Consider the following 26,474-nt stretch of genomic DNA (forward strand, 5'->3'; position numbering starts at 1 on the left):
AGATCAGCCGGCCGCCAGTACCCGGATCTGGCTGTCGGCGAATTCGACCACCTGGCCTGCGCGGATCTTGCAGGCCTTGCGCAGTTCAACTTCGCCATCGACCCGTACCTGGCCCTCGCTGATGGCCATCTTGGCCTCGCCGCCGCTGGTGACCAGGTCGGCCAGCTTGAGCAACTGCTTGAGTTCGACGTAGTCACCGTCGAGGTCGAATTCGAGAATCTGCATGGAGCGGGGGTTCCTGGGAAGGGGCGCAGGCCAGCGGCCGGGCCGGGAAGAGGGCGCGTATTGTGCGCCAGCACGGGGCCTGACGGCACGCGAAGGGAAAACTGTACGCCTCGTTCAGGATCAATGCGGTATCATTCCGCTCTGAGCGAGTGAAATCTCCTCCGACCGAGCAGCGCCAGGGCACGCGATAAGAAGGGCGCCCAAAGCGCGGACCATCACCTTTTTTATCGCACTGCCAGGAAGACGGCAGTGTCTTCGGAGTTCCCCATGTCCCAAGATTCCCAAGCGCCGCTGCAGTTCGCGCAGCTCGGCCTGTCCGAGCCCGTGATGCAGGCGGTCACCGCCATCGGCTACGAAACCCCGTCGCCGATCCAGGCCGCCACCATCCCGGCGATGCTGGAAGGCCGCGACGTGCTGGGCCAGGCGCAGACCGGTACCGGCAAGACCGCCGCTTTCGCACTGCCCGTACTGTCCAACATCGACCTGCAGCAGATCAAGCCCCAGGCGCTGGTCCTTGCGCCGACCCGCGAACTGGCCATCCAGGTCGCTGAAGCGTTCCAGTCCTATTCGTCGAAGATCCCGGGCTTCCGCGTGCTGCCGGTGTACGGCGGCCAGCCGTATGGCCAGCAGCTGTCGGCCCTGCGCCGCGGCGTGCACATCGTGGTCGGTACCCCCGGCCGCGTGATCGACCATCTGGACCGCAGCACCCTGGACCTGTCCGAGCTGAAGACCCTGGTGCTGGACGAAGCCGATGAAATGCTGCGCATGGGCTTCATCGACGACGTCGAAGCCGTGCTGAAGAAGCTGCCGGAGCAGCGCCAGGTGGCCCTGTTCTCGGCCACCATGCCGCCGCAGATCCGCCGCATCGCGCAGACCTACCTGCAGGACCCGGTCGAGGTCACCATCGCGGCCAAGACCACCACCTCGGCCAACATCCGCCAGCGCTACTGGTGGGTGAGCGGCATGCACAAGCTGGACGCGCTGACCCGCATCCTGGAAGTCGAGCCGTTCGACGCGATGATCATCTTCGCGCGTACCAAGGCCGGTACCGAAGAACTGGCCAGCAAGCTGCAGGCCCGGGGCCTGGCCGCTGCCGCCATCAATGGCGACATGCAGCAGGCCCAGCGTGAGCGCACCATCGCCATGCTGAAGGAAGGCAAGCTGGACATCCTGGTGGCCACCGACGTTGCCGCCCGCGGCCTGGACGTCGAGCGCATCAGCCACGTGCTGAACTACGACATTCCGTACGACACCGAAAGCTACGTGCACCGCATCGGCCGTACCGGTCGTGCCGGCCGCAGCGGCGAGGCGATCCTGTTCGCGACCCCGCGCGAGAAGGGCATGCTGCGCCAGATCGAGCGCGCCACCCGCCAGCCGATCGAAGAGATGCAGCTGCCGAGCGTGGAAGCGGTCAACGATACCCGCATCAACAAGTTCACCTCGCGCATCAGCGAAACGCTCGGCGCCGGCGGCCTGGACTTCTACCGCCAGCTGCTGGAGCGCTTCGAGAACGAGCAGAACGTGCCGGCCATCGAAATTGCTGCCGCGCTGGCGAAGATGCTGCAGGGCGACACCCCGTTCCTGCTGCAGCCGCCGGTGCGTGCCCCGCGGGAAGAGCGTGCGCCGCGCGAGCGCTTCGACCGGGGCGACCGTCCGGAGCGTGGCGATCGCTTCGACCGCAACGAACGTGGCCCGCGCTTCGAGCGTGGTCCCCGCCGTGACGACGCCGAAGGGGGTTTCGAGCAGCGTCCGCGCCGTGAAGTTCCGCCGCGCGGTGCGCCGGAGCAGGGCATGGAGACCTACCGCATTTCGGTCGGTCACCAGCATGGCGTGAAGCCGGCGAACATCGTCGGCGCCATCGCCAACGAAGCCGGCCTGGAAAGCCGTTACATCGGCCGCATCGACATCCACGACGACTTCTCGCTGCTGGACCTGCCGGCGCAGATGCCGCAGGACGTGCTGACCCACCTGCAGAAGGTGTGGGTGTCCGGCCAGCAGCTGCAGATGCGTCCGCTGGCCGCCGGTGAAGAGATCAATCCGGCACCGCGTCCGTTCAAGCCGCGCTTCGACAAGCGGGGTCCGGGTGGCCCGGGTGGCCCGCGTCGTGGTGGCCCGGGTGGTCCGGGCGGCGACCGTGACGGCCGTCCGCCGCGTCGTGATGGCTTCAAGCCGCGCGGCCCGCGCAGCTACTGAGCCAGACCTGCCGTGATCGACAACGCCAGCCCTCGGGCTGGCGTTGCTCGTTTGTGGACCCCGGTTTCGCACCGCCCACACATTCAGGGTCATAGGCTGGGCCGGTTCGAAGGGAGGTTGTCACCGCAGCACATTCGGGGGGATCCGGGATGGGTAGGAGTGGCACGGACATTCACAGCCGCCGGGTACCCATGTCCCGTGGGCTGGGGCTGAGGTTTGCGCTGTTGACGGGCATGGCGATCGGGCTGGTCGCATTGTCGGCGCTGATCCAGGAACTGCAGGCGGCTTCGACGGCGTGGATCGCCGGCCAGGGCTACTGGTCGCGTGGCCAGCAGGACGCCACGGCCGCTCTCAGCCGCTACCTGGCGCGGGGGGATGCCCGCGATCTGGAAGACGCCCGCCAGGCCCTGCGCGTGCCGATGGGGGACCTGCAGGGACGCCTGGCGCTGGAGCAGCCGAGACCGGATATCGAGCGTGCCCGACAGGGCTTCCTGCAGGGCGGCAACGCGCGTGCCGATGTGCCGCGGCTGATCTTTTCATTCCGTCACGCCCGTGACCTCGGCGCCTTCCGTGAAGCGACCGCCCTCTGGCGGGCGACCGACGGCGACCTGATGGCCGTGCACCGGCTGGTCGATGAACTGCAGCATCGTCATGCCGGCGGTCCACTGCCGGTCGCCGCGCGCGACCGGTACCTGCAGCAGCTCCGTGATCTCGACCGGCGGCTGCAGGTGCAGGCGCAGGCGTTTTCGCAGGCGCTGCTGCGGATGGCTGCCGCTGTAAGGATGGCGACCCTGGTTGTCGGCGGCCTGTCGGTGCTGGCGATCAGCCTGATGGCCGTCGCCCTGGCGCGACGGGTCGGCAAGGATCTGACGGAGCATGAAAGCCGCTTCCGCGCAGCCTTCTACCAGGCCAATGTCGGCATGCTGAAGCTTGATGCCGGCGGCCGGGTGCTGGAAGCCAACCAGGCGATGGCGGACATCCTCGACCATCGCCGTGACGCACTGTTGCAGATGTCGCTGGGTGACCTGCTGATGGAAGGAGAGCTGGTCATCGACGGTGTTGGCCGGATCGACTGGGAGCGGCAGCTGCGGCCGAGCGAGCTGCGCTTCCGCCGTCGCGACGGCAGCCTGGTATGGGGGCGCTGGAGCGGTACCGGCGTGCGCAACACCGGTGGCGGGCTGTCGGTGTTCGCGATTGTCGAGGATGTCAGCCAGAACCATGCGCTGGCCCGCGAGATCGAACACCACGCCAGCCACGATCCGCTGACGGGCCTTATCAACCGGCGCGAGATCGAGCGCCTGCTCGAGCGTGCACTGCTGCAGGTGCGCAGCGAGGGGGGCACGCATGCGTTGTGCTACATCAACCTGGACCATTTCAAGCTGGTCAATGACAGCTTCGGCCATGCCGCTGGCGACCAGATGCTGCGCCGTTTCGCCGACTATCTGGTCGCCGCCGTGCGCGAGGGCGACTGGGTTGGCCGGTTGGGCGCCGACGAATTCGCGGTGTTCCTCGCCCATGCGGGCCAGGATGAGGCCAAGCGCGTGCTGCAGCGGGTGATCCGCAATCTTGGCCAGGCCACGTTCCCGATCAGCGAAGGCAGCCTGCAGCTGAGTTGCAGCATCGGCGTGGTCGAGGTCAGCCAGGAGGCACCCGATGTCAACTGGCTGATGAGCGCAGCCGACAGTGCCTGTTACGCAGCCAAGCAGGCCGGTCGCAACCGCGTGCACTGTTTCAACGAGGACCGCATGGCGCTGGACGAACGGCGGCTGGAGGCCGAGCGCCTGCAGGGCGTGAGCCGGGCGATGGCCGAAAATCGCATGCTGCTGTACGCGCAGCGCATCGCCCGGGTGGGTGACCCGGGCTATCTGCACTACGAGGTGCTGGTACGCATGCGCGACAGCGACGGCACGCTGCATCTGCCCGGCCAGTTCATGCCGGCCGTGGAGCGCTACGGCATGGCGGTGACATTGGGCCGGCATGTGCTCGGCCTGCTGTTCCGGCACCTGCAGGTATGCCCGGCGCATGTGCGCCAGCTCGGCCTGTGCAACGTCAACGTGTCCGCACAGTCGATCGCCGAACCCAGCTTCCTGGCCTTCGTCTGCGACCTGCTGGAGCGCAACCGCGTACTGGCGTCCAAGCTCTGCTTCGAGATCACCGAGACGGCCGCGATCAGCAATCTGAGCCAGGCGCGGGCGTTCATCGATGCGGTGAAGGCGCGTGGCTGCCGGCTGGCGCTGGACGATTTCGGCTCGGGTCTGTCCTCGTTCGGGTACCTGCGCCAGCTGCCGGCCGACATGCTGAAGATCGACGGCGCATTCGTGCGCGACATGGATGTCGATCCGGTCAGCCATGCGACCGTGCGCGCGATCACCGAACTGGGCCGCGAACTGCAGATGGAGGTCGTGGCCGAGTGGGTGGAGAGCAGCGAAGTGGCAGGGGCACTGACCCGGCTGGGCGTGCAGGGGCTGCAGGGCTATGCGATCGAGCGGCCGCAGCCGCTGGAGCGGATGACCCTGACCGACCTGCGGCCGGTCAGGCTGAAGGCGGTGAAAGGCCCGCCGGCCGCAGGCTGAACGCTGGTCCGCGACGATTGTCTACACCTGCATGCCACGGACGGCTGCGATAATGCACGCCAGGGGCGACGCGCAGTGGGCGCGGGCGTAAGCAGAACAGGATGTGGCGTGGTCGTCAGGCAGTGGCAGTACGGAACTGGGGTGGTGCTGGTCGTGCTGCTGGTGTGGTTGGCAATGCCGTGGCCTGCGCAGGCCGGTGCGGCGATGCACGGTCCCGACTACCTGCTGGTGGGCGTTGCCACCGCCGAGCCTACGCCCCATCGCGCCTGTACTGCGCAGATGCTGGCCGGGCCACGCCAGCAGGTGCGGGTGCCGGCGCCGCCGGCGGGCTGGTCGGGCGAACCCCAGGCGCTGGATGTGTTCAATGTGTTCGCGGGCGAGGTCCAGGTACGGCACGGCGACCGGGAGATCTGCGGCGACATGCATGATGCGCGTACCCGCGACTCGCGTTTCCGTGCCGGCGTGGGCCTGGTTGCGGTGCCGCCGGCCGGCAGTCACGAGCCATTCCTGGTCTCGTGGCAGACGCCGCTGAAGGATCGTTGGGTACCGACGCTACGGCTCGGCGCACCCAGCCCGGTGCAGCAGAACGACACTGCGCGGCTGCTGGTCCGCGCGGCCTGCATCGCGGTGGCGCTGGCCTTGGCGCTGTCGGCGCTGATGGCCTATCTGACCACCCGTGATCGCAGCTTCCTGGTGTACATCGCGGGTACCGGCGTGCTGGTGCTGTGGCAGGCCATCCTCGGAGGCCTCAGCGGCTATCCGGAGCCGTGGCTGCCGGTCGGCACGCGTGGCGCCTGGTGGCTGCTGGCGCTGACGGCAGCGAGCCAGGCACTGGTGCTGCCTGCCCTGTGGTGGCTGAACGGTGGCGACCGGTTGTGGCCGAAGTCACGCCTGCTCCAGCAGATGGTCCTGTGCGCCCTGCTGGGCGTAGCCGCGCTGGTGCCGTGGCTGCGCTGGGATCAGCTCGCATGGGTCGCGCAGGGGCTGCAGGTGACCTACCTGGCCGGCTGCGGCGTCTCCCTGCTGATGGGGATAGGGGCGCGGTGGCGTGGCGACCGCTGGGCCCTGGCTGGATTGGCGGCGCTGGCGCCGATGCTGGTGCTGATCGGCGCCGACGCCTGCGCTGCGGAGTGGCTGCTGGAGTACCGGGTGGAGGCGCTGCAGCTGGCGATCACCTGGCTGCTGATGATGGCGGCCTACGCCCTGAACCTGCGGCTGGGACGCCTGCGCCAGCAGCGTGACGAGATGCGCCAGCTGGCCGAGACCGACGGCCTGACCGGGCTGCCCAACCGCCGCGCCGGTCTGCGGGAGCTCGGCCATCATCTGGAACGGGTGGATCGTGAGCGTGGCCCGATGGTGATCGGCTTCCTCGACATTGATCTGTTCAAGGACATCAACGACCGCCACGGGCATGAGGTGGGTGACCAGGTACTGGTCGCCGTGGCCCGTGCGCTGCGGGCCGCCGTGCGCAGCCAGGACCAGGTGGTGCGGATGGGCGGCGAGGAGTTCCTGCTGCTGATGCCGGGCATGCCGCGCGAGGCGGCGGCGGCGCGGCTGGATCGCCTGCGCCAGCGCATCACCGAGGCCTGCCAGGCCCTGCAGGTGCCGGGGCTGGAGGTGACCGCCAGCATCGGCCTGGCCCAGTGGCGGCCGGGCGAGGACGACCTGGCCGCGCTGCTGCGCCGGGCCGACCATGCCATGTACGTGGCCTAGCGCGCGCCGTAACCGGGTGTTCGACGGCGAAGAACTGGATCCACCCGCACCAGCATGAACCTGACAGGGCGGCGATGCCGGATAATAGGGCGATGACCACCCGACTCAACAAACATATCGCCGATACCGGCTTCTGCTCCCGTCGCGAGGCCGACCGCCTGATCGCCGCCCGCCGGGTCACCGTCAACGGCCATCCGGCCGGCACCGGTGCCGTGGTCGGCGAGGGCGACCAGGTGCTGGTCGACGGCCAGCCGCTGCGTGCCCGTACCGCACGCAAGCCGGGGGCGCGCCGCCACGTCTACATCGCGCTGAACAAGCCGGTCGGCGTCACCTGCACCACCGAAAGCTCGGTGAAGGGCAACATCGTCGACTTCGTCGGCCACGAGCAGCGCATCTTCCCGATCGGCCGCCTGGACAAGGAGTCGGAAGGACTGATCCTGATGACCAGCAATGGCGACATCGTCAACCAGATCCTGCGTGCCGAGAATGGCCACCAGAAGGAGTATCTGGTGGCGGTGAACAAGCCGGTCACCGACGAGTTCCTGCGCGGCATGGCCCGTGGTGTGCGCATCCACAACCAGATGACCCTGCCTTGCCGCACCTCGCGCATCGCCAAATTCGGGTTCCGCATCACCCTGGAGCAGGGCCTGAACCGGCAGATCCGCCTGATGGCGGCGGAGTTCGGTTACCGCGTCACCCAGCTGCGCCGCGTCCGCATCGACAACATCAAGATCGGTGCGCTGAAGCCGGGCCAGTGGCGCAACCTGACCGAGCAGGAGCTGCACGGCCTGCTGCCGCAGCAGCAGGACTGGTAAACGACAGCGGTCGGACGTCGGCCCGGCCGCGCATCGGATAGACTCCGCCGAGACCTGCCGGAACATGACGCTGCATGATCAAGCCCGACAAGCCCGCCAATGAAGCGCTTCGCCTGGAAGCGCTGTACCGCTACCGCATCCTTGATTCGGAACGCGAGAGATCGTTCGACGATCTGGTGGTGATCGCCAAGGCGGTCTGCGGCACGTCGATGGCGGCCGTCACGCTGATCGACGTTGAACGGCAATGGTTCAAGTCGATCCAGGGCATCGATGCCACCGAGACCCTGCGCAGCGAATCGATGTGCGGCCATGCGATCCTGCAGCCGCAGGAGGTGATGGTGGTCGAGGACGCACTGCAGGACGTGCGCTTCCATGACAATCCGGTGGTGGTGGGCGATCCGCACATCCGCTTCTACGCCGGCGCACCGCTGATCAGTTCCGACGGACTGCCGCTCGGGACGCTGTGCGTGTTCGATGCGCGCCCACAGCATCTGGAACGGGCCAAGGCCGAGGCACTCAGTGCGCTGTCACGGCAGGTGATGCTGGTGATGGAGCTGCGCCGCTTTGCACTGGACATCCAGAAGCACATGCTGGAACGCGATGACTACGAACGCCTGTTGTCCGAGTATCACGATGTGCTGCTGGCACAGAACGCGGATCTGGCCGAACAGAGCCGTACCGATGCACTGACCGGGCTTCCGAACCGGCGGGCGATGGCGGTCGCGCTGGAAGAGTCCCTCGCCGATGCCGATGGCCAGCCACGACAGGTTTGCGTGGCATTGCTGGACATCGACCACTTCAAGAGCATCAATGATTTCCACGGGCATGCGACCGGTGACCGTGTGCTGGCCGAACTGGGGGCATTGCTGCGTGCGCATTTCGCCGGCGGCGGAACGGCGGCGCGATATGGCGGCGAGGAATTCGTGGCGGTGATGCCGGACACGGATCTCCACGCGGCAGGCGTGCAGTGTGAGTTCCTGCGTATGGCCGTGGGCAACCTGCCGCTCGGCTTTCCGGTTACGGTCAGCATCGGCGTGGCCATGCATCGCGCCGGCGACAGTGTCGACCAGACCCTGGCCCGTGCCGACGCGGCGCTGTACCGGGCCAAGGGCAACGGACGCAACCGCGTGGAGTTCGCGGACTGAGCCGGCCGTCCGCAACCGGCGGCCCCATCGCTGCATGGCGCCGGGTCGCAGCGGGTGCGAACGCCCCGGGTCACCATGGTTGCCTTGTTTCCAAGGATGACCACCGTGCTGCAGACCCTGGCCGTCGCCAATTATCGCTCGCTGCATACGCTGGTGCTGCCGTTGCAGCAGCTGAACGTGGTCACCGGCGACAACGGCAGCGGCAAGTCCAGCCTGTATCGGGCGCTGCGCCTGCTGGCTGAAACCGCCCAGGGCGGGGTGGCCTCAGCGCTGGCGCGCGAGGGTGGGCTGGGCTCGGCGCTGTGGGCAGGGCCCGGCAGGATCGACCGCCGGGTAGCTGCAGGCGAGATTCCGCTGCAGGGAGGGCCGCGACAGGAGCCGGTAGGCCTCAGACTGGGTTTCACCACCGATGACTACGGCTACGCCATCGACCTCGGTTACCCGCCGCCCAGCCTGTCGGCATTCGCCCTGGACCCGCAGATCAAGGCCGAAGCAATCTGGGCCGGTTCCTTCCTGCGCACAGCCAGTCAGCTGGTGGATCGCCGGGGCGGGATGGTGCGGCAGCGCCATGCACGTGGCTGGGATGTGCTGGACGACCGGTTGTCGCTGTTCGACAGCCTGTTCACCCAGGCAGCTGATCCGCAGCGCATGCCGGAGACCTTCGCCCTGCGCGAGTACATCCGGCGCTGGCGCTTCTACGATCACTTCCGCAGCGATGCCGATGCCCCGGCACGGCAGCCGGCGATGGCCACGCGTACCCCGGTGCTGCACCACGATGGCCGCGATCTGGCCGCAGCGTGGGTGACCATCCTGGAAAACGGTGACCCGGTCGCGCTGGCTCGCACGGTGGACGATGCCTTTCCCGGGGCTTCGGTGGGATTCGAGGTGCTGGATGGACGGATGGTGCTGCGGTTCCACCAGCCCGGCCTGCTGCGGCCGCTGTCGATGGCCGAACTGTCCGACGGCACGCTGCGTTTCCTGCTGCTGGCTGCTGCCCTGCATACGCCGCGGCCGCCGCCGCTGATGGTGCTCAACGAACCGGAAACCAGCCTGCATCCTGACCTGCTGCCTGCGTTGGCGCGGCTGATCGTGGCGGCCAGTTCACGCAGCCAGGTGTGGGTGGTGTCGCACGCCAGCCGCCTGATCGCCGCTCTGGAGCAGGCGCCCGCATGCCATTCCGTGCATCTGCACAAGGAACACGGCCGCACGCTGCTGAGCGGGCAGGGCCTGCTGGACGCGCCGGCATGGCACTGGCCGCGGCGGTGACGTGCCCGCTCAATCGGCGACGTTGCGGGCCTCCGCGGTGCCGAGGATTTCCGGATGCTGCAATGGCTTGCGGCGGTTCAGCAGCGGATGCAGGAAGACCGCACCGACGATGATCGCCACGCCCAGGTAGAACCAGGGAGTGACTTCGTGCTGCTCGCGCAGCAGCAGTACCGCCAGCAGCACCGCATACACCGGTTCCAGGTTGGTCACCAGCTGCACGGTGTAGGCGCTGAGGTGGCGCAGCGCGACCAGGGCGAGGGCGAACGGCAGCAGGGTGCAGATAGCCGCCAGTACCAGCAGCAGGATGCCGTCGTGCAGGTCCGGCACCACCCACAGCGGGCTGGCCAGGGCCGGCAGCAGGTAGGGCATCAGCGGCGCAAGCAGGGTCAGGGTCAGGGTGCCGGCCCCCAGTTCAAGCGCAGTCACCGTCAACGGATCGGCGTGGCTGACCATGCGCTTGTTGAGCGAGCCGAACACCGCCACCAGCAGTGCAGACAGCGCGCCAACCAGAACCCCCAGCCGCATGCCATCCGGCACGCCCCCCACCACCAGCGCCACGCCCGGCAGAACTGCCAATCCGAAGGCCAGTTCGCGCAGCTGGAACGGACGCTTGGCCACCCACGGCTCGATGATCGAGGTGAACACCGGTGCCAGCGCGATGCAGGTCGCCGCCACCGAGGCATTGGCCAGTTTCACCGCACCGTAGAACGTCAGCCAGTGCAGGGCGACCAGCGCACCGATGCCGGCGTATCCGGCCACCACCCGCAACGGCAGCGTGCGCAGGCCGCGCCACACCCGTGGCAGCAGTGCCAGCATCGCCGTCACCAGCAGCATGCGCCACCACACCAGCGGCAGCGCCGGCAAGGTGATCAGCTTGCCCAGGATGGCCGTGACGCCCCACAACAGGACACAGAAGTGGATCTGCCAAAGTGCTTTGCGGGTGTCGGGCGTGCTCATCCGCCTATTGTGCGGCAAGGCGGTGACCGCTGGGCGTCGGCAGCTCGATCCTGGCCGCGTTTACCGCCCCTGAGACCCGAGCAGGTCGTCCAGCCGCCGCTGCAGGGCCATCGCCGCGGCCGGATTGCGTGCCTTGCCGGCACCGATGCAGAGCAGGTACACCTCTCGTGGCGTCGATGGGGCGGATCCGGCAAGGCATGGCAGGTCGTCGACCGGCTCGCCGATGGCCCAGCGCCGGGCGCGTTCGGCCCAGCGCTGCTGCGTGGCGGCAGGCAGCCCCTGCAGCAGACGGGCCTGGCTGCGCTTGATGCGCGCGTAGACGAAGCTGGCGGTGACGTCGCCGTGCAGCGGGGCTTCGTCGCTGTCTTCGATGACCAACGCCACCCCGTGCCTGCGCGCGGCAGTGACCAGGGATGCGCTGTGCACCTGCGGATTGCGGATTTCAACAGCGTGCTGCAGCGCCACGCCATCGAGCTGCTTCGGCAGCTGGGCCATCAGCGCGTCCAGTGCCCCGGCATCGGCAGGATGGCGGGGATCGAACTGCCACAGCAGCGGCCCGAGGCGGTCGCCCAGGGCGATCGCTGCCTGCAGGAACGGCGCGGCGGCCTCGACGGTGCCGGACAGGTCGCGACGCTGCACCAGATAGCGGGGTGCCTTCAGGGAGAAGCGGAAGCCGGCAGGAGTCTGCGACGCCCACTGCGCGCACTGGGCCGGGGTCGGGGTGCGATAGAAGGTGCCGTTGATCTCGATGCAGCGCAGGGCACGGCTGGCGTGCGCCAGTTCCTCCCGCTGCGGCAGGCCGGGCGGATAGAACATGCCGCCGCGCCATTCCGGGAACACCCAGCCGCCGATGCCGCAGCGGATGGGGGCGGGTGCCGGCGCGGTCACTGGCGGTGGTCCGCGCGCCAGGGATCGTAGCTGCCGAACCACCACACGTAGCCTTCCGGATCGGCACAGGCGTAGCCACGGCCGCCATACGCCTGGTCGGCAATGTCGATCACGATGCGCGCGCCGGCCGCCTTGGCCCGCGCATAGTGCGCGTCGGCGTCGCTGACGATCACGCAGGCGCTCTGGGTCTGGCGGCCCCCTGTTTCGTCAGGCATCACCGCCAGCTTCGACCACGCGCTGTCGTTGCTGGTCGAACCCAGCATGATCATGCCGTGCCCGAACACCAACTGCGCGTGGAACACCACGTCGCCATCGGCGTACACCGCCTGCGCCTGGAAGCCGAACGCGCGCTGCAGCCAGTCGATCGCCGCCAGCGCGTCGCGGTAGCGCAGGCATGGAATGATGGTGGATCCACTGCTTGATCGGCCGTTCTCGTCCATGGCACCCCTCCTATGGCACAGGGCACGATGCGCCGGCGACCGTTACCATCCCGCGAAACCCCGGTGATGGCCTGCACATGGCCGCGACCCCTGCTCGGAGATGGTTCTGGATGAATACCTGGATTGGAGGAGCCGTGCTGCTGGCCTGCACGACCATGGCGAATGCTGCAACGCCCCCGCAGCTGCAGGATCTGGATGCGACCGTCGAGCGCGTGCGTGCGCAGTTCGACGTGCCGGGCATCGCCGTTGCCGTGGTCAAGGACGGCAAGGTGGTGCTGGAACGCGGCTGGGGCGTGCGTGAGCAGGGCAGGCCGGATCCTGTGCAGGCTGATACCCTGTTCGCGATCGCCTCCAATACCAAAGCGTTCACCGCCACCTCGCTGAACCTGCTGGCCGAGGACGGCAAGCTGAAGATGGACGACAAGGTGATTGACCACCTGCCGTCGTTCCGCATGTCCGATCCGTTCGTGACCGGGCAGATGACGATCCGTGACCTGCTCTCGCATCGCAGCGGCCTCAGCCTGGGCGCGGGCGACCTGCTGTTCTGGCCGGCCACCGCCTACAGCAATGCCGAAGTGGTGGAGCGGCTGGGCAAGGTGCCGTTGAAAGGGGGATTCCGCGAGAGCTATGCCTACGACAACATCCTGTACGCCGTCGCCCAGCAGGTGATCGAGCACGTTTCCGGCATGAGCTACCAGCAGTTCCTGCAGACCCGCATCTTCGACAAGGTGGGCATGGCGGGCACGCGCTACAACGCCGACCACCTGCGGCCCGGCGACAAGGCGGCCGTCGGACACGCCAAGTACGATTTCAAGGATCTGCGCACCGTCGCACCGCTGACCTGGTCGAACAATGCCGGGGCCGGCGGCATCTATTCCAGCGCGCACGACATGGCGCGCTGGATGCAGGTGCAGCTGGCCGAGGGCGCGCTGGCCGATGGCAGCCCGCTGTTCACCGCGAAGAGCCAGCAGCAGATGTGGCGCATGATCACGCCGCAGTCGATTCCGGCGCCGAGCGTGCCGGAGCTGGCACCGGCGCGGCCGAACTTCGCCGGTTACGGCGAAGGCTGGAGCCTGAGCGATTACCGCGGGCAGAAGCTGGTCTGGCATACCGGTGGCTGGCCGGGCATGGTCTCGCGGCTGACGCTGGTGCCGGGCGAGAAGCTGGGGGTCGTGGTGCTGACCAACCAGGAAGTGGGCGCTGCGTTCAACGCGATCACGCTGAGCGTGCTCGATGCCTATCTGAGTGCGGAGAAGCACGACTGGGTGGACGCCTATGCCAAGGCCGTGGCCAAGGGCCAGGACAAGGCCGATGAGGCCTGGGCCAAGCACCAGGCAGCGCGTGTCAGGGGCAGCACTCCCTCGCTGCCGCTGGCCGGTTACACCGGCACCTTCCGCGACCGCTGGTATGGCGACATGCAGATCAGCACGGAAGGCAAGGGGCTGCGCCTGCGCTTCATGAAGACCGCGCAGCTGAGCGGCCGGCTGGAGCACTGGCAGCACGACACCTTCATCGTGCGCTGGGACGACCGTTCGCTCAATGCCGATGCCTTCGTGAACATCAGTCTCGACCCGGATGGCAAGGTGCGCGAGGTGCGCATGCAGCCGATCTCCGACCTGACCGATTTCAGCTTCGACTTCCAGGACCTGCTGTTCACCCCGGTCAACTGACGCCGCATGATCGGTAGCGCCGGGCCATGCCCGGCGAACACGGCCCGGCGCTACCGGCACCGGGCATCGTCGGTTGGCGTACACATCCGGCATGGGATACTCCGTCGGTTGCAAGAGGCGAGGGAATGCGATGTTCCGTTGGTTTGAATCCCTGATTCCGGTGTTCCCGCCCGTGGACGGGCGGATGCCGCCGCGGAGGGTGCTGCCGTTCTACCTGCACTACCTCCGGCCGGTGTGGCCGGTGCTCTTGGCCACGCTGATCGCTGGCCTGCTGCTGGCGCTGGTGGAAGTGGCGATGTTCGATTACCTGGGCCGCATCGTCGACATGGTCGCCGAGCAGCCCGGCGCCGGCTTTTTCAAACGTCACGCCAATGAGCTGGGCTGGATGCTGTTCATCACCGTGATCGCGCGCCCGGTGCTGGTCGGCCTGCACAACCTGCTGGTCAACCAGGCCATCGTGCCAGGCCTGAGCAATCGTTCGCGCTGGTTGATGCACAACTACGTGGTACGGCAGAGCCTGAGCTTCTTCCAGAACGACTTTGCAGGCAGCGTCGCCAACCGGGTGATGCAGACCGGCACGTCGCTGCGCGAATCGGCCGTGCAGATGGTCGACTCGCTCTGGTACATCGTGGTCTATACCGGCACCGCGCTGTATCTGTTCGCACAGGCCGACTGGCGATTGATGATGCCGTTGCTGCTGTGGCTGATTGCCTATGCAGTGATCATGGTCTACTTCGTGCCGCGCGCGAAGGAGCGGGCATGGATCGCCTCGGAAGCACGCTCCAAGGCGATGGGTCGCATCGTCGATGGCTACACCAACATTCCTACGCTGAAGCTGTTCGCCCATGGCGGCCGCGAGCAGGCCTACGTGGCCGAGTCGATCCAGGAGCTGGCGGTCAAGCACCGCGCGCAGACCCGGGTGACGACCGGCATGGACCTGGCCATCGCCATCGTCAACGGCTTCCTGATCGCCGGGACCTGTGGCCTGGCACTGTGGCTGTGGAACGGTGGCCACATCACCGTCGGCGCGATCACCTTGGCGACGGGCCTGGTCATCCGCATCCACAACATGTCGGGCTGGATCATGTGGACCATCAACGGCATCTTCGAGGACATCGGTACGGTGCAGGACGGCATCACCACCATCGCCCAGCCGCTGACCGTGCAGGACCGTGAGGACGCCGTGCCGCTGCAGGTCACCCAGGGCGGAGTGCACTTCCAGGATGTCCATTTCCACTACGGCAAGAAGGGCGGCGTGATCGCCGGCCTGGACCTGGTGGTGAAGCCGGGCGAGAAGATCGGCCTGGTCGGGCCCTCCGGTGCCGGCAAGTCGACCCTGGTCAATGTGCTGCTGCGGCTGTATGACCTGGAAAGCGGCCGCATCCTGATCGACGGCCAGGACATCGCGCATGTCACACAGGAGAGCCTGCGCCAACAGATCGGCGTGGTGACCCAGGACACCTCGCTGCTGCACCGCTCGATCCGCGACAACCTGCTGTACGGGCGCCCGGATGCCACCGATGATCAGTTGCGTGCTGCGGTCGCCAAGGCGCGTGCGGAAGCGTTCATCGACACGCTGGTGGACGGGCAGGGGCGCCGTGGCTACGACGCACATGTCGGCGAGCGTGGGGTGAAGCTGTCCGGCGGCCAGCGCCAGCGAATCGCCATTGCCCGCGTGCTGCTGAAGGACGCGCCGATCCTGGTGCTGGACGAGGCGACGTCGGCGCTGGATTCGGAAGTGGAAGCCGCGATCCAGGACAGCCTGGACGAACTGATGGGAGGCAAGACGGTGATCGCGATCGCGCATCGGCTGTCGACCATCGCGCGCATGGACCGGCTGGTGGTCATGGACCAGGGCCGGATCGTGGAAACCGGCAGCCATGCCGAGCTGATCGCGGCCGGTGGTCTGTATGCGCGGCTGTGGGCACGGCAGACCGGCGGGTTCGTGGCGGCCGACCAGTAGCCGTTTCGGCTGCGGCCGTTCCGCGCAGGGCGTGGATGCGGCGCAAAGAAGAACGGCCCGGTTGCCCGGGCCGTTCATCATCCACATCCAGCGCAGCCGCTTACTCGATCGGCTGGTCCAGCATCAGCTGGCGGGCGAAGCGCACCGGCGGTGCGCCGTAGGACAGCATCTGGTCGTGGTAGGCCTTCAGGTTGAACTTGTCGCCCAGCTTGTCCTGCATCGCCTTGCGGGTGTCGAAGTGCTCCTGCGCGCCCACGAAGTAGGTCGGCAGCTGCGCCGAGGTCAGCTGCGCGCGCACCCACTTGCCGGCCGCTTCGCTCTCCTGCTGGAACGCGTCGTGGGTCATCAGGTGCATCGCCCTCTCGCGATCCCAGTTGTCCACGTGCACGCCCTGGTCGAGGATGGCGTTGGAGATCGTGCGCAGGTAGAACTTCAGCTGCACCAGGTGGAACAGCGGATCGTTGTCGAGGTAACCCTGCTCCTGCATCATGCGCTCGGTGTAGACCGCCCAGCCTTCGGCGAACAGGCCCGAACGCAGTACCGCGCGCAGGGTCGAGGGGAACTTGGCCGAATGCCAGCCTTCCAGGTAATGGCCCGGCGTGCCCTCATGGATGCTCAGCAGGTGGATCATGCGCGAGTTGTACTCACGCAGGAAGGAATCGACCTGCTTGTCGTTCCAGTCGTCGGGAATCGGCGACACCGCGTAGAAGGTCTTCAGGTTCTTGTCCAGCGGGCCCGGCGAATCGCAGTAGGCCACGGCCACGCCACGCTGGAATTCCGGCATCAGGATGATGTCCACCGGCGCATCCGGCAGCGTCATCAGGTCGTGCTCGCGCACGAACGCGGTGGACTGGTCCAGCGCGGCCTTGGCGTCGTCGACCACCTTGTCACGTGCCGGCTTGTCGGCGTAGGCCAGTTCCAGCGCGGCCTCGATGGCCTTCTGCTGCTGCTCGTCGGTCGGCTGCGCCGGCATCTCCGGCGCGCCCGGCTTGTCCTTCAGCACCGTCTGCGCGATGCCGTACATGTCTTCGCGCACGCGCTTGAGCTCGGCACGCGCGCGCTCACCGATCTCCTGCCGCGACAGCGAAGAACTGAGGGCGAACTTGAGCTTCTGGTCGTACTTCTCCGCACCGATGCGGAAATCACCCTTCGCGTTCGGCACGAGGGTGTTGTCCAGCCAGGTCTGCTGCTCGTCCACGGCCTTCTTCAGGCCATCGATGGCGGCCTGCAGGCGCTGCTGGTCGGCCTGGGGAAGTTCGCCGATATGCGGGGTGATGAAGGTATCGACGATGCTGAGAATGCCCTTGTTCTGCTTGGCCACCGTCTCGGCATGGATCTTCGGCACGCGCGCCGGGTCGAGGTTCTCGCGGGCCTGGGCGAAGATCGCCGGCAGCTTTTCCATACGCGCGGTGGCCGACTTCAGCCGTTCCGGCAGCGGCGCGAACTCGCGTGCCATCAGGCCGTAGATCGCGCTGCCGGCGATGCCGTTGTACAGCTGCGGATCCCACTTGCCGGACTGCAGCACTTCGGCGTTCCAGATTTCCGACTGCAGCTGGTTGCGCAGGATGGCGGCATCGACCTGGTTCTCCCGGCCCAGCTTGGCCACGTCGATCCTGTCCAGCTCGCCCAGCAATGCCTTGTAGGCGGCGACAGTCTTCTGCTGGCCGGCCGCACTCAGGTCGTCGATCTCGCTGTCGTAGCGGTGGTCGCCGATCTGGGTGGCGCTGACCGGGGACAACTGCATCCAGGTGTCCAGGGCGCGCTTGGACAGATCGGCAAAGGCCGCATCGGCTGCCGCGTCACCGGCCTGCTGGCTGGCGGCGGAGGTGGAACCGGCGGTCGGGGCGTCGGCCTGCTGGCAGCCGGCGAGGGCGGCGACCAGGGCGAGGGCAAGAAGATGCGGGCGCATCGGCATTCCTGTACGGGGTCAAACCCCGAGCATAGGCCGCCAGGGCTGCTTTGTCCCCGTGCCATAGGATTACCATTGGCACCTACACGGACCCGCCAGCGGAGAAAAGGACATGGAATACCAGGGAAGCTGCCATTGCGGCAGGATCGCATTCACGGTGCAGGCCGAGGCCCCGATCAGCGACGTCATCGACTGCAACTGCTCGATGTGCCGCCGCCGCGGCAGCCTGCTGTGGTTTGCGCCACGCGAGGCATTCCAGCTGCAGACCGATCCAGCCGATGTGGCCACCTACCAGTTCAACAGGCACCACATCGACCACCACCATTGCCGCGAGTGCGGCACTGCACCGTACAGCGAGGCCGTGGATCCGCGCAGCGGTGCGGCCATGGTGGCGGTCAACGTGCGCTGCCTGCCGCAGGTCGACCTGGCCGGCCTGTCGGTGACCTCCTACGACGGAGCCGCAGCGTGACGGTCCGGTATGGATGGGTGGGCGCTTTGACCGTGCCGGCACTCGTGCTGGCCCTGGCGGCCTGCGCGAAGGTGGAGCACGCGGCCGGCGCCGGTGGTGCCGCAGCCGAAGCCGTGGCGTCGCCCGAAGGCGCCTTCCTGGCCTATGAACACGACGTACAGGTACAGCTGGACGCGGAAACGATCGCGCCGCGCATCCAGCAGGTCGCGCAGGCATGCCAGAGTGCGAAGTTCGGCGACTGTGCGGTGCTGCAGGTGGACCAGCGCAGTGGCGATTCGCCCAGCGGCGAGGTCCGGGTGCGCATCGCGCCGAAGGGCGTGGAGCCCCTGATCGGCCTGGCGGGCGAGGGCGGCACACTGCAGTCGCGCACCACCCGCGCCGAGGATCTTGCACAGCAGGTGGCCGATACCGCGTTGACCAAGGCACGGCTGGAGAAGGAACACGCACGCCTGCTCGCCTACCAGGACCGTGGCGGTCTGAAGATCGAGGATCTGCTGGCGATCAGCACGCGCCTGTCGGAGATCGAGGCGGGGGTGGAGCAGGCCAGCAAGGACGCCGCGCAGCAGCGTCGCCGCATCGATACGCAGCTGCTGACGCTGCACTTCGGTACCACCTCCGGCGAGCGCGGCCGCAGCGAGATCGGCGATGCGCTGAGCGAGTCGGGCAGCATCCTCAGTACCAGTATCGCCTTCCTGATCCGTGCGGCGGCTGCATTGCTGCCGGTCGCGGTACTGGCATTGATCGCAGGATGGGGTGTGAGGGCGGGGTTGCGTCGCCGCCGTCGCACGCCGTAACGCGCGGGTTCGCCGGGCCACGCCCGGCGATCCTCAGCCTTCGTCGGTCTCGTATTCGACGAACACGTCCAGCTCCAGCGCAAGCTCCTGCACCGCGTCACGAACCTTCTGCGCGGTGCTTTCGTTGCCCACTTCCACTTCCAGTTCGTGGATGCCCGGACCGATGTCATCGGACAGTCCTGCCGAACTGGAGTCATCGTCGTCCATGTGCGGCATCAGATCGTCGGTTTCCTCGACATGTTCGATGCCTTCCAGGCCCAGCAGCAGGTCGCTGATCGCACGGGCGTCGTCTTCGGTTCCAGTAATGCGCATTCGCAGCAGGGCCATGGCAGATGCAGGTCGTTGTGGAGGTATCCGCAGCGTAGCCAGCGATGGGCAAAGACCGGGTGAGGGCCTGGTCAGCCGGGCGTGGGCGCGCGGCCGAGCAGACTGTCGGGCAGTGCCGGGATCGGTGTGCGGTCGTCCTGTGCCTGGGCCAGCAGCCAATCGATGAACAGGCGTGCGGCAGGGCTGGGCGGCTGGCCTTCGGCATGCACCACGTAATACGCATAGCGGGCCTTCAGCGCGGGCCCAGGCAGCCGCACCACCTCGTAGCGCTGCAGGTAGGGTTGGGCGATGTGGGTGCGCGCCAGCACCGCGCCCATGCCATACACCGCGGCCCGCATCGCATCGGTGCTGTCGGCGAAGGTGTGCATCGGCGGCAGCGGCGAGGGCGGACGTACGCCCGCATGGCGGAACCAGTCGCGCCAGCCCTGCGGCGAGAGATCGGTCAGCAGCGGCAGCTCGGCGATGCGCGCAGGATCGTGCAGGGCTTCCACGCCCGGCAGCGCCGGCGAGGCGACCGGGAACAGGCTGTCGTCCATCAGGTGTTGCGCGTGCAGCCCCGGCCACTGGCCCAGGCCATAGCGGATGCCCACCTCCGGTCCGTTGTCGTCGTAGCGGTCCAGGCCGCTGCCGGTGTGCAGTTCCACCCGGATGTGCGGATGCGCCTGGGTGAAGCGCGGCAGGCGTGGCAGCAGCCAGCAGTACGACAGCGAGCGCAGGGTGGTGATGCGCAGCGGCACGCTGTCCGCATCCGGATGCAGGTTGTGGGCGACGGCGGCGACATCGGTGAACGCCGCACTGGCGGCGTCGGCCAGCTGCCGGCCTTCGGCGGTCAGCCGCACGCCGCGGGCATGGCGCAGGAACAGGCGGGTTTCCAGCACCTCTTCCAGGCGGCGGACATGGTGGCTGACCGCGCTGGCGGTCAGGTGCAGTTCCTGCGCGGCCTGGGCGAAGTTCTGGTGGCGCGCGGCGACCGCGAACACGGCCAGGGCAGGGAGCAGGGAAGGGCGTAGCTGCATGTCCAGCCTCAAACCATATTTGTGGCTGGCAGCGATACTACGCGCTTGTGCGGCGGGCGTCTGCGTCTGATCCTGTTGTACCAACCGAGGAGTGGATGATGGACGGAGGCAGGGCATGAATGCGGTCCCACAGGCGGCCGAGCGCGACTGGCGCACGCCGCTGGAGTTGACCCTGCTGGGCGCCATCTGGGGGTGCTCGTTCCTGTTCATGCGGGTGGCGGTGCCATCGTTCGGCCCGTTCGCCCTGGTCGAGGTGCGTCTGCTGCTGGGGGCACTGGTACTGCTGCCGTTCCTGTGGCGCGCGCGGGCGCAGTTCCCGCCGCGGCGCTGGCTGTGGCTGGCGCCGATCGGCCTGGTCAACTCGGCGTTGCCGTTCGTGCTGTTCGCCTACGCCGCCGAGCACGCACCGGCGGCGATCGGTGCGATCTGCAATGCGATGACGGTCCTGTTCGCCGCGCTCATCGCCTTCCTGTTCTTCGGCGAGAAGATCGGTGTGCGTCGCGCGGGTGCGTTGCTGGTCGGCTTTGCCGGCGTGGTGGTGCTGGCGACGGCCAAGGTCTCGGGCCTGGGCATCGGCACGGCCGTGCTGGCCGGCGCCGCGGCATCGCTGCTGTACGGACTGGGGGTGAACCTGGTGAAGCGGCACATGGCGGGCCTGCCGTCTGCTGCCGCGGCGGCGGCGACGCTGTCCTGCGCCTCGCTGTGGATGCTGCCGATGGCGGTGAGCCATTGGCCGCAGGCCGCGATTCCGCTCAAGGCGTGGGGCGCGGCGATTGCCTTGGGCGTGGCCTGCACCGGGCTGGCGTTCCTGATGTTCTACCGTCTGATCGGCCGCATCGGCCCGTCGCGTGCATCCACGGTGACCTACCTGATTCCGCTGTTCGGTGCGGCGTTCGCGTGGTTGTTCCTGGGTGAGCCGGTGACGCTGCAGATGCTGATTGCGGGTGCGTTGATTCTGGGAAGCGTGGCGGTGAGTCAGAAGGGCTGAGCGGTTTCGCGCGTGACGCTTGCTGAAGGTGCTTCACTGTTCATGGGCGTCACTTTTCTTTTCGCGCGAAAAGAAAAGTAACCAAAAGAAACGCGCCGCCAGGTCGCGAGCCGCCGTGCTTCGCACGTCGGTCCCCTGCGCTTCTCGGTGAATCAGGGGACGGTGCCGAACTCGCTGCGCTCAGACATCGGCACCTCTTCGCCCCTGATTCCCCTGCGATGCTCGGCTCGCTCAAGGCGGATCCAAGGTCAAGAGCCACAGCTGCACGACGATGCTTGGTAGTGCCGGGCCGGGCCCGGCGAGCGAAGCGACCGCTTCTGCCTTTGACCTTGGATCCGCCCTGAGCGAGCCGAGCACCACAGGTCCGGCGAGGGCGAAGAGGCGCGGGTGTTTGAGCGCAGCGAGTTCCCGCGCCGTCCCTCGACGGGCCGAGGAGCGCAGGGTACCGATGCGCAACGCGCATCGGCTCGCGGTCGGCGGAACGTTTCTTTTGGTTACTTTTCTTTGCGTACAAAGAAAAGTGACGCCCATGAACAGTGAAGCACCTTCAGCACGCGTCACGTGCAGGAACCCATCACCGCACCGGCACCGGAACATTGCACAGATCGATATGCCCGGCCGGACGCTTGTAGAAATCATCCACGCGATTGCGCCGCGCCTCCACCGTATCGGCGAAAGTCTTCGAATCAGTACGCAACACCTGGATCGGCGTGCGTTCGGCGGCCGTCACGTCGCTGGCACGGCGGATCGAAATGATCGGCGTGCGCAGTTTCGGGTCTTCATAGAAGCCCATCGGCGCCGGGCCGCGCGGGATCGCGCTAAGCAGTTCCATGCCCTTCAGGACGCGACCGACCAGGGTGATGTTGCGGTCCAGCTGACGTGGCGACTGCCCGGTCACCACGTACAGTTCGGCACCGATGCTGCTGTCCTCGTCGTTGTTGCGACCGGCCCCCAGCATGCCGTAGCAGTGCGCCAGCCAGGCCTTGCCGGCCTGCGGATCCTGTCCGACCGGGAAGCCATCGACGAAACCGGTCTGCGCCGCCCAGCCATCGCGGTCCGGCAGCACGCTCACCTTCAGGCCGGCGCTGGCACGCTCGAACTCGGCCGGCAGCTTGCGCGCGGCACTGCCGAACGGCCTGGCCTTGGCCGGGTCATCGGCGTCGGCATCGCCGAACTGCACGACGAAGTTGTCCTGGGAACGGTAGATGCTGGTGCCGTCCCAGAAGTGCTCGTGGGCGAACGTCTGGATGTTGGCGACATGGCGTGGTGCGAACTGGGGCGCCAGTTCGATGATCACCCGGCCGGCAGGCAGATCCATGTACAGCAGGTTGGCTGGGTCGGGGGTGCGCCAATCGCCGGCGACCGAGGCGTCAAGGATCTGCTGCGGGCTGCGGTAGGGCGTCGCTGCGCTGGCCAGCGAGGGCAACAGGCAGGCCAGGGCGAGGGCGGTCAGGGCAAGGCGACGACGGTGCGGCATGGAAACCCCGGAACATGAACGAGCCCTCGATTCTGCGCGAGCCGCAGGGCCACGCCAACCGGCAGGATGACTAACGACACATTCGCTATACCGAACTTCGCACTACTGTGGACTTCAACGTAGTGGAGGGCCGGGCATGTCGGAAGACGACATCCACCTGAAGAAGTTCCAGAAGGAGCTCAGCGCCGGAACCGTGTCGCTGGCCCTGCTGGCGGTGCTGGCCCGTACCGGCGAGCCGCTGTACGGGTACCTCATCGCCAAGGAGCTGGAGCGCGTGGGCGAGGGCGTGCTGAGTGGCAAGCAGAGCGCGCTGTACCCGGTGCTGCGCAACCTGGAGAACGGCGGCCTGCTGGAGAGCCATGTCGAGCCCTCCAGCAGCGGGCCGCCCCGGCGCTACTACCGCATCAATGACCGTGGCCGCGAAGTGCTGGCGCAGTGGCGCCAGGCCTGGCAGGCCACCCGTGATTCCGTCGATTCCGTGTTGGAGGGGGTACCGCAATGAACGACCCGAGCCTGGCAGGCCGCGCCCTGCCGACCACCATCCCGCAGTACCTGGCGCAACTGCGCGAGGCGCTGCAGGGCGCCGATCCGGCGATGGTGCAGGACGCGCTGTATGACGCCGAGGAATACCTGCGTTCCGAGCTGGCCGCCCAGCCCGGTCGCAGCGAGGCGGAGGTGATTGCCGATGTGGCCGGCAGCTACGGTGCGCCGGATGAAGTGGCGGAGATCTACCGCGAAACGGAAGTCACCGTGAACCGCGCATTGCGCACGCCGCGCGCCGACACCGCGCCGGTGCTGCGTGTGGCAGCCGAGGCCAGTGGTGTGGAACCGGCCGCGGCACCGCCGGTGCCGGTGCCGCGCTCGCTGCTGTCGCGCTTCTTTGGCGTGGTGGCCGATCCGCACACCTATGGCGCGCTGTTCTACATGCTGCTGTCGCTGGCCACCGGCATCTTCTTCTTCACCTGGGTGGTGACCGGCCTGTCGCTGTCGCTCGGCCTGCTGATCCTGATCATCGGCGTGCCGTTGACCGTGCTGTTCTTCGGTTCGGTGCGCGGGCTGGCACTGCTGGAGGGGCGCCTGGTCGAGGCGCTGCTGGGCGAGCGCATGCCGCGGCGGCCGCGCTATACCGACCGCAGCCGCAGTTGGCTGCAGCGTATCGGCGACATGTTCACGGACGGCCGCACCTGGCTGACCCTGTTGTACTTCGTGCTGATGCTGCCCTTGGGCATCGTCTACTTCACCATCGCGGTGACGCTGCTGTCGCTGTCGCTGGGACTGATCTGGGCGCCGGTGGCAGCGATCTTCAGCGGGGACATCCCGGGCGTGTACGTTGATGGCGTGAACGTGCTGCCGATGGCTGCCTCGCCGCTGGTCGGGATCGTGGTCGCCGCGGCGGGTGCCCTGCTGCTGCTGCTGACGCTGCACCTGGCACGGGGCATCGGCAAGTTGCATGGCCTGATCGCGAAGAACCTGCTGGTGCGCCTGTAAGCGACGAGGGGTCGGATCCCTTTCCGTTGGAAAGGGAACCGACCCCCGGCGCAGGGTCAGCCCGCCTTGCGGCGCAGCGGGGTGACGTTGCTCTTCTTCTTCGCTTTTGCCGCTGGCGCTTCTGCGTGCGCCGCGAAGAAGTCGCGTACCTTCGGGTACACCACCTCGCGCCAGCGGCGACCGCTGAAGATGCCGTAATGGCCGGCGCCTTCGACGATGAAATGCTCGCGGCGCTCGGCCGGGATGCCCGTACACAGCGCCTGCGCAGCTTCGGTCTGGCCGAGGCCCGCGATATCGTCCAGTTCGCCTTCGATGCTCAGCAGCGCGGTATCGCGGATCGCCGAAGGGTCGACCTTTTCGCCGTTGACCACCCACTCTCCGCGCGGCAGCAGGAAGTCCTGGAAGACCACGCGGATGGTATCCAGGTAGTACCTGGCAGGCATGTCCAGCACCGCGTTGTACTCATCATAGAAGCGGCGGTGCGCATCGGCGTCTTCCAGATCGCCCTTGACCAGGTCGGCGTAGAAGTCCCAGTGCGAGCTGAAATGGCGGCTGGGATTCATCGACAGGAAGCCGGCGTGCTGCAGGAAGCCCGGGTACACGCGACGGCCTGCGCCGGGGTAGCCGGCCGGCACGCTGTGGATGACGTTGTTCTCGAACCAGGACAGCGGGTTCTGGGTCGCCAGATTGTTCACCGCGGTGGGGCTGCAGCGTGCGTCGATCGGACCGCCCATCATCACCAGCGTGCGCGGGGTGGGCTCGCCACGGCTGGCCATCAGTGACACCGCGGCCAGCACCGGTACGGTCGGCTGGCACACGCTGACCACGTGCAGGCGCTCGACGCCAAGGTGGCGGATGAACTCCTGGATGTAGGCGATGTAGTCGTCCAGGCCGAAATCACCTTCGCTGGCCGCAACCATGCGCGCATCGACCCAGTCGGTAACGTAGACACGATGGTCGCGCAGCAGCGTGCGCACGGTATCGCGCAGCAGCGTGGCGTGATGGCCGGACAGCGGCGCCACCACCAGCACGAAGGGCTGGTTGAGCATGGTGTGCAGCTGGTCGGCTTCGTTGCTGTGACGCTTGAAGCGCAGCAGCTTGCAGAACGGCTTGCTCACTTCCTCGTGCACGACGATCGGCACGCGCTCGCCTTCGACCTCGATTTCGTTGATGCCCCACTCGGGCTTCTCGTAATCCTTGCCGATGCGATGGAACAGTTCGTTGACCGCCGCCAGGCGTTCGGCACCCGGCATCTGCGACCACCAGTGGCCGGGATTGGCGAAGAACTTGGCGTTGGCCTGGGCCTGGTGCACCCAGGGGGCGAGCAGGTTGCGGGTCAGTTCGTGCAGTTGATAGAGCATGACGACCGAATATGTATGGTCATATGTTGCCGCGCAGCATATCCCATCCGGGTGTCCCGCAGGTTAAGTTGGCTGAAAATAATGAATCCGGATTCACATCCGTTCCAGCGCGGCCGCATCGCCTGCCAGGGCGGGGCCGAGCCAGCAGTGCGACCCTGCCGGCTGCAGGCCGTGCCGGGCCAGCGTCCGGCGATACCAGCCTGCCGGGCGGGCCTGGAAGCCCTCATGGTCGCCCTCGAACGCGTCCTCGGCGGCGAAGCTCTCCAGGAACGCGATGCCGCCGGTCAGCTCGGCCACGCCGGCCAGGCCGGCGCGCAGTTCGCGGTCGGGCACGTAGTGCACCACGTCCGAGCAGACCAGCAGGTCCACCGGCGCGCACGGCCGCAGCCAGGCAAAGTCGCCGAAGCGGGCCAGATGCAGGTTGCGGGTCCGGCCATAGCGACGCACAGCGTACTCGCTGCTGTCGAAGCCCAGATACTCGACCTTCGGACGCAGTTTCCGCAGCGGCGCGCGCCAGGCCCCCTCGCCGCAGCCGATGTCCAGCACGCTGCGGATCGGCCGCTCCAGGTAGTACTCGGCAGTGGCCACCGCCAATGCCACCTTGCGGGCGAGGCGGGCGCTGCCGCCGATGTCGGCCCGGCGCTACCAGCGCTGGAAGTAGGCGGCGTCGTAGGTCTTGTCCACGCAGAAGGAGGTTTCGTTGAAAACGGTGCCTATCGTACGGCGTTGCCGCTCGCCGTGCGTCGATCGGTCGCGCCGACCGCAGCCGGTACACCGGCTCGCCATGCGAGAATGGC

General features: G+C 67.5%; 22 protein-coding genes and 1 pseudogene. 13 read left to right on the plus strand and 10 right to left on the minus strand.

The window, feature by feature from the left end; genetic code table 11:
• Positions 1–3 precede the first annotated feature (3 nt).
• Positions 4–225, minus strand: a complete 222-nt coding sequence (locus tag ACZLIF_RS06680; protein WP_128990043.1) for an RNA-binding S4 domain-containing protein — start codon at positions 223–225, stop codon at positions 4–6.
• A 267-nt stretch (positions 226–492) separates the two neighbouring features.
• On the opposite strand from ACZLIF_RS06680, the gene ACZLIF_RS06685 reads away from it, so the two are divergent.
• The 6 genes and pseudogenes from ACZLIF_RS06685 (at position 493) to ACZLIF_RS06710 (ending at position 9,930) form a co-directional block, all read left to right on the plus strand.
• Complete coding sequence (locus ACZLIF_RS06685) at positions 493–2,418, plus strand: DEAD/DEAH box helicase (RefSeq protein ID WP_065174676.1); 1,926 nt, start codon at positions 493–495, stop codon at positions 2,416–2,418.
• A gap of 149 nt (positions 2,419–2,567) precedes the next feature.
• The gene (locus ACZLIF_RS06690; protein WP_478462462.1) at positions 2,568–4,991 is read left to right on the plus strand and encodes a putative bifunctional diguanylate cyclase/phosphodiesterase; all 2,424 of its coding nucleotides are present in this window, start codon (positions 2,568–2,570) and stop codon (positions 4,989–4,991) included.
• Positions 4,992–5,165: 174 nt separating this feature from the next.
• A pseudogene (locus ACZLIF_RS06695) lies at positions 5,166–6,762 on the plus strand (sensor domain-containing diguanylate cyclase).
• Positions 6,763–6,796: 34 nt separating this feature from the next.
• On the plus strand, positions 6,797–7,519 hold the full coding sequence (locus ACZLIF_RS06700) for a pseudouridine synthase (protein WP_053518769.1): 723 nt from the start codon (positions 6,797–6,799) through the stop codon (positions 7,517–7,519).
• 74 nt (positions 7,520–7,593) lie between these two features.
• Positions 7,594–8,664 (plus strand): sensor domain-containing diguanylate cyclase, encoded by a 1,071-nt coding sequence (locus tag ACZLIF_RS06705; protein WP_065174678.1) that lies wholly within the window; start codon positions 7,594–7,596, stop codon positions 8,662–8,664.
• Positions 8,665–8,769: 105 nt separating this feature from the next.
• On the plus strand, positions 8,770–9,930 hold the full coding sequence (locus ACZLIF_RS06710) for an AAA family ATPase (RefSeq protein WP_128990185.1): 1,161 nt from the start codon (positions 8,770–8,772) through the stop codon (positions 9,928–9,930).
• Between the two features lie 9 nt (positions 9,931–9,939).
• Here ACZLIF_RS06710 and ACZLIF_RS06715 read toward each other — a convergent pair whose 3' ends face one another.
• The 3 genes from ACZLIF_RS06715 to ACZLIF_RS06725 form a co-directional block, all read right to left on the minus strand.
• Entirely contained in the window at positions 9,940–10,887 is a 948-nt protein-coding gene (locus tag ACZLIF_RS06715) for a DMT family transporter (RefSeq protein ID WP_128990041.1), read from the minus strand.
• A gap of 60 nt (positions 10,888–10,947) precedes the next feature.
• Complete coding sequence (locus ACZLIF_RS06720) at positions 10,948–11,703, minus strand: DUF72 domain-containing protein (protein ID WP_241686000.1); 756 nt, start codon at positions 11,701–11,703, stop codon at positions 10,948–10,950.
• Between the two features lie 68 nt (positions 11,704–11,771).
• Positions 11,772–12,215, minus strand: a complete 444-nt coding sequence (locus tag ACZLIF_RS06725; protein ID WP_128990037.1) for a VOC family protein — start codon at positions 12,213–12,215, stop codon at positions 11,772–11,774.
• A gap of 110 nt (positions 12,216–12,325) precedes the next feature.
• Here ACZLIF_RS06725 and ACZLIF_RS06730 point away from each other — a divergent pair, with 110 nt between their 5' ends.
• A complete protein-coding gene (locus ACZLIF_RS06730; RefSeq protein WP_128990035.1) occupies positions 12,326–13,885 on the plus strand; it encodes a serine hydrolase in 1,560 nt (519 codons plus the stop codon).
• 130 nt (positions 13,886–14,015) lie between these two features.
• Positions 14,016–15,848, plus strand: a complete 1,833-nt coding sequence (smrA, locus tag ACZLIF_RS06735) for a multidrug efflux ABC transporter SmrA (RefSeq protein WP_128990033.1) — start codon at positions 14,016–14,018, stop codon at positions 15,846–15,848.
• Positions 15,849–15,948: 100 nt separating this feature from the next.
• On the opposite strand, the gene ACZLIF_RS06740 is transcribed toward smrA, so the two are convergent.
• Complete coding sequence (locus ACZLIF_RS06740; RefSeq protein ID WP_128990031.1) at positions 15,949–17,757, minus strand: DUF885 domain-containing protein; 1,809 nt, start codon at positions 17,755–17,757, stop codon at positions 15,949–15,951.
• A 112-nt stretch (positions 17,758–17,869) separates the two neighbouring features.
• On the opposite strand from ACZLIF_RS06740, the gene ACZLIF_RS06745 reads away from it, so the two are divergent.
• Entirely contained in the window at positions 17,870–18,226 is a 357-nt protein-coding gene (locus ACZLIF_RS06745; protein ID WP_053518787.1) for a GFA family protein, read from the plus strand.
• Positions 18,227–18,243: 17 nt separating this feature from the next.
• Complete coding sequence (locus tag ACZLIF_RS06750) at positions 18,244–19,020, plus strand: DUF4349 domain-containing protein (RefSeq protein WP_241685999.1); 777 nt, start codon at positions 18,244–18,246, stop codon at positions 19,018–19,020.
• A 33-nt stretch (positions 19,021–19,053) separates the two neighbouring features.
• Here ACZLIF_RS06750 and ACZLIF_RS06755 read toward each other — a convergent pair whose 3' ends face one another.
• Positions 19,054–19,347, minus strand: coding sequence for a hypothetical protein (locus ACZLIF_RS06755; RefSeq protein ID WP_053518791.1), 294 nt, complete (start codon positions 19,345–19,347; stop codon positions 19,054–19,056).
• Positions 19,348–19,418: 71 nt separating this feature from the next.
• Positions 19,419–20,363 (minus strand): LysR substrate-binding domain-containing protein, encoded by a 945-nt coding sequence (locus ACZLIF_RS06760; RefSeq protein ID WP_053518793.1) that lies wholly within the window; start codon positions 20,361–20,363, stop codon positions 19,419–19,421.
• A 115-nt stretch (positions 20,364–20,478) separates the two neighbouring features.
• Between ACZLIF_RS06760 and ACZLIF_RS06765 the strand changes: the two genes are divergently transcribed.
• Positions 20,479–21,351, plus strand: coding sequence for a DMT family transporter (locus ACZLIF_RS06765; protein WP_065174688.1), 873 nt, complete (start codon positions 20,479–20,481; stop codon positions 21,349–21,351).
• Positions 21,352–21,925: 574 nt separating this feature from the next.
• Here the strand turns inward: ACZLIF_RS06765 and ACZLIF_RS06770 are convergent.
• On the minus strand, positions 21,926–22,828 hold the full coding sequence (locus tag ACZLIF_RS06770) for a peptidylprolyl isomerase (RefSeq protein WP_128990029.1): 903 nt from the start codon (positions 22,826–22,828) through the stop codon (positions 21,926–21,928).
• A gap of 136 nt (positions 22,829–22,964) precedes the next feature.
• Between ACZLIF_RS06770 and ACZLIF_RS06775 the strand changes: the two genes are divergently transcribed.
• Positions 22,965–23,330: a PadR family transcriptional regulator gene (locus ACZLIF_RS06775; protein WP_053519902.1), complete on the plus strand. Its 366-nt coding sequence runs from the start codon at positions 22,965–22,967 to the stop codon at positions 23,328–23,330.
• Positions 23,327–24,316 carry a sensor domain-containing protein gene (locus ACZLIF_RS06780; RefSeq protein ID WP_128990027.1) on the plus strand — a complete coding sequence of 330 codons (990 nt, stop codon included), beginning with the start codon at positions 23,327–23,329 and terminating at the stop codon, positions 24,314–24,316. Before ACZLIF_RS06775 ends, ACZLIF_RS06780 begins: the two co-directional genes overlap by 4 nt.
• A gap of 56 nt (positions 24,317–24,372) precedes the next feature.
• On the opposite strand, the gene ACZLIF_RS06785 is transcribed toward ACZLIF_RS06780, so the two are convergent.
• Both ACZLIF_RS06785 and ACZLIF_RS06790 read right to left on the minus strand, forming a co-directional pair.
• Entirely contained in the window at positions 24,373–25,677 is a 1,305-nt protein-coding gene (locus ACZLIF_RS06785; RefSeq protein WP_053519900.1) for a polyhydroxyalkanoate depolymerase, read from the minus strand.
• A gap of 93 nt (positions 25,678–25,770) precedes the next feature.
• Complete coding sequence (locus ACZLIF_RS06790; protein ID WP_241686007.1) at positions 25,771–26,307, minus strand: class I SAM-dependent DNA methyltransferase; 537 nt, start codon at positions 26,305–26,307, stop codon at positions 25,771–25,773.
• Positions 26,308–26,474 lie beyond the last annotated feature (167 nt).

The organism is Stenotrophomonas sp. 2201_Sma, from assembly GCF_056486685.1.

Bases quoted from the DNA above. Each gene is read 5' to 3' on its own strand.
- smrA (WP_128990033.1), top strand. From the start codon at position 14,016: ATGTTCCGTTGGTTTGAATCCCTGATTCCGGTGTTCCCGCCCGTGGAC.
- ACZLIF_RS06700 (WP_053518769.1), top strand. From the start codon at position 6,797: ATGACCACCCGACTCAACAAACATATCGCCGATACCGGCTTCTGCTCC.
- ACZLIF_RS06705 (WP_065174678.1), top strand. From the start codon at position 7,594: ATGATCAAGCCCGACAAGCCCGCCAATGAAGCGCTTCGCCTGGAAGCG.
- ACZLIF_RS06690 (WP_478462462.1), top strand. From the start codon at position 2,568: ATGGGTAGGAGTGGCACGGACATTCACAGCCGCCGGGTACCCATGTCC.
- ACZLIF_RS06775 (WP_053519902.1), top strand. From the start codon at position 22,965: ATGTCGGAAGACGACATCCACCTGAAGAAGTTCCAGAAGGAGCTCAGC.
- ACZLIF_RS06720 (WP_241686000.1), bottom strand. From the start codon at position 11,703: ATGTTCTATCCGCCCGGCCTGCCGCAGCGGGAGGAACTGGCGCACGCC.
- ACZLIF_RS06765 (WP_065174688.1), top strand. From the start codon at position 20,479: ATGAATGCGGTCCCACAGGCGGCCGAGCGCGACTGGCGCACGCCGCTG.
- ACZLIF_RS06725 (WP_128990037.1), bottom strand. From the start codon at position 12,215: ATGGACGAGAACGGCCGATCAAGCAGTGGATCCACCATCATTCCATGC.
- ACZLIF_RS06770 (WP_128990029.1), bottom strand. From the start codon at position 22,828: ATGCCGCACCGTCGTCGCCTTGCCCTGACCGCCCTCGCCCTGGCCTGC.
- ACZLIF_RS06740 (WP_128990031.1), bottom strand. From the start codon at position 17,757: ATGCGCCCGCATCTTCTTGCCCTCGCCCTGGTCGCCGCCCTCGCCGGC.
- ACZLIF_RS06730 (WP_128990035.1), top strand. From the start codon at position 12,326: ATGAATACCTGGATTGGAGGAGCCGTGCTGCTGGCCTGCACGACCATG.
- ACZLIF_RS06680 (WP_128990043.1), bottom strand. From the start codon at position 225: ATGCAGATTCTCGAATTCGACCTCGACGGTGACTACGTCGAACTCAAG.
- ACZLIF_RS06785 (WP_053519900.1), bottom strand. From the start codon at position 25,677: ATGCTCTATCAACTGCACGAACTGACCCGCAACCTGCTCGCCCCCTGG.
- ACZLIF_RS06715 (WP_128990041.1), bottom strand. From the start codon at position 10,887: ATGAGCACGCCCGACACCCGCAAAGCACTTTGGCAGATCCACTTCTGT.
- ACZLIF_RS06755 (WP_053518791.1), bottom strand. From the start codon at position 19,347: ATGGCCCTGCTGCGAATGCGCATTACTGGAACCGAAGACGACGCCCGT.
- ACZLIF_RS06745 (WP_053518787.1), top strand. From the start codon at position 17,870: ATGGAATACCAGGGAAGCTGCCATTGCGGCAGGATCGCATTCACGGTG.
- ACZLIF_RS06685 (WP_065174676.1), top strand. From the start codon at position 493: ATGTCCCAAGATTCCCAAGCGCCGCTGCAGTTCGCGCAGCTCGGCCTG.
- ACZLIF_RS06780 (WP_128990027.1), top strand. From the start codon at position 23,327: ATGAACGACCCGAGCCTGGCAGGCCGCGCCCTGCCGACCACCATCCCG.
- ACZLIF_RS06760 (WP_053518793.1), bottom strand. From the start codon at position 20,363: ATGCAGCTACGCCCTTCCCTGCTCCCTGCCCTGGCCGTGTTCGCGGTC.